This is a genomic window from Herbaspirillum aquaticum, from assembly GCF_002213425.1.
Classification (GTDB): Bacteria; Pseudomonadota; Gammaproteobacteria; order Burkholderiales; family Burkholderiaceae_D; genus Herbaspirillum; species Herbaspirillum aquaticum.
In genome coordinates this window covers 1-1,494 of sequence record NZ_NJGV01000051.1, presented here as the reverse complement: position 1 = coordinate 1,494, position 1,494 = coordinate 1, and the positions used below count along the sequence as shown (strand labels likewise).

At 52.9% G+C, this 1,494-nt stretch carries 1 protein-coding gene; it reads left to right on the top strand.

The window, feature by feature from the left end; translation table 11 throughout:
* Positions 1-1,411 (top strand): group II intron reverse transcriptase/maturase (gene ltrA / locus CEJ45_RS24340; RefSeq protein ID WP_088757554.1); only part of this gene is annotated, 1,411 nt, incomplete at its 5' end.
* Between the last annotated feature and the right edge of the window lie 83 nt (positions 1,412-1,494).

Sequence of the window (1,494 nt, the reverse complement as noted above, 5' to 3'; positions counted from 1 at the left end):
CCCGTTGAAGCGAATTTACATCCCGAAAAGTAACGGCAAGATGCGTCCCCTTAGCATCCCTACCATGCGAGACAGGGCCATGCAGGCACTGCATTTATTGGCGCTCGATCCCGTCTCTGAAACGGTTTCGGATGAACAATCTTATGGGTTCCGTAAGGCTCGTTCCACGCACGACGCTATTCAACAGTGCCTCCTGAACTCTCGTTTCAATGGAAGCATGAGTAGCGTTGGGGCTAGACGTTCCGCCGCATGGATTCTAGAGGCGGACATACAAGGATGCTTCGACAACATTGACCACGACTGGCTAATCCAACATGTTCCTATGGACAAAACGGTGCTCCGGAAGTGGCTGAGAGCTGGTTACATGGAAGGAAGTGTGCTGGCGCCTACAGAGGCTGGTACACCCCAGGGTGGAATTATCAGTCCCGTGTTGGCGAACTTTGCGCTCAATGGATTGGAAGCGGCTCTGCGTGATCAATTCAAGAACCACAGCCAATTCGAGAAGGCCAAAGTAAATCTAGTACGTTACGCAGATGACTTCGTGATCACCGGTATCAGCCGGGAGCTGTTGGAGGAAAAGATTAAGCCTGCGGTCGAGCGCTTCCTTGCGATACGCGGGCTATCTCTCTCTCCCGAGAAAACGAAGATCACCCACATTGAAGACGGTTACGATTTTCTGGGGCAGAACGTTCGACGATACGGCAAGAAGCTGCTTATCAAGCCCTCGAAAAAGAATGTTCAGGCATTTCTCCAGAAGATACGTGGTGTGGTGCGAAGCCTGGGGGCCGTACCGCAGCGGAGGGTTATTGAGAAGCTCAACCCAATGATAAGCGGATGGGCTCGGTACCACCATCACGTCGTATCCACAAAAACCTTCTCATATGTGGACAGCCAGATATGGGAATGCCTGTGGCGATGGGCCAAACGGCGGCACCCGAAGCGGGTTCCAAAATGGATAGCACCTCGGTACTTCCACCGCATTGGAGACCGTAGCTGGATGTTTGCCGTGAAGGAGGCACCGTCGTCGCAGTCGGACGAGGACAGATACTACGCCCTGCGTCATGCTTCGCAACTCCCTATCAAGCGTCATCAGAAGATTAAGTCTGACGCGAACCCCTACGACCCGATGTGGGAAGAATACTTTGAAGACCGCGCAATCTGGCGGATGAAAGGTTCAACTCAAGGTCGAAAAAGGTTGGCCAATCTATGGATGTCGCAACAAGGCAAATGCCTAGTCTGTGATCAACTGCTTGAAATTGGCGATCTTCATATCCACCATCTCATCGAGAGGTGCCACGGTGGCAAAGAGATTGCGTCAAATGAGGTGCTTCTGCATGACACCTGCCACAAGCAGGTACATAGCCAAGGTATCAAGTTACAGAAACCGGGTCCGTGGTTCACGGGCCTTTGAGAGGCTTGAGCCGTATGCCGGGAAACTGGCACGTACGGTTCTTAGGGGGCGGAGGCACGGCGACGTGTCTTTGCTACCCGACT